Below are 625 nucleotides of genomic sequence, written 5' to 3' on the forward strand. Positions count from 1 at the left end.
TTACGGACAGTGCCTGGTGGGTAGTTTGACTGGGGCGGTCTCCTCCCAAAGAGTAACGGAGGAGCACGAAGGTGGGCTAAACACGGTTGGACATCGTGTGGTTAGTGCAATGGCATAAGCCCGCTTGACTGCGAGAATGACAATTCGAGCAGGTGCGAAAGCAGGTCATAGTGATCCGGTGGTTCTGAATGGAAGGGCCATCGCTCAACGGATAAAAGGTACTCCGGGGATAACAGGCTGATACCGCCCAAGAGTTCATATCGACGGCGGTGTTTGGCACCTCGATGTCGGCTCATCACATCCTGGGGCTGAAGTCGGTCCCAAGGGTATGGCTGTTCGCCATTTAAAGTGGTACGCGAGCTGGGTTTAGAACGTCGTGAGACAGTTCGGTCCCTATCTGCCGTGGGCGTTGGAAAATTGAAAGGGGCTGCTCCTAGTACGAGAGGACCGGAGTGGACGAACCTCTGGTGTTCGGGTTGTCATGCCAATGGCATTGCCCGGTAGCTACGTTCGGAATCGATAAGCGCTGAAAGCATCTAAGCGCGAAGCGAGCCTTGAGATGAGTTTTCCCTGGCACTATAAGTGTCCTAAAGGGTTGTCGTAGACTACGACGTTGATAGGCAGG

The 625-nt window shown here is 54.1% G+C and carries 1 rRNA gene; it reads left to right on the top strand.

Annotation, left to right across the window (positions count from 1 at the left end):
* Positions 1 to 625: ribosomal RNA gene (locus tag OCT63_RS21395) — 23S ribosomal RNA — on the top strand; the annotation flags it as partial.

It is taken from the genome of Vibrio sp. RW (genome assembly GCF_027587105.1).
Taxonomy (GTDB): Bacteria; Pseudomonadota; Gammaproteobacteria; order Enterobacterales; family Vibrionaceae; genus Vibrio; species Vibrio toranzoniae.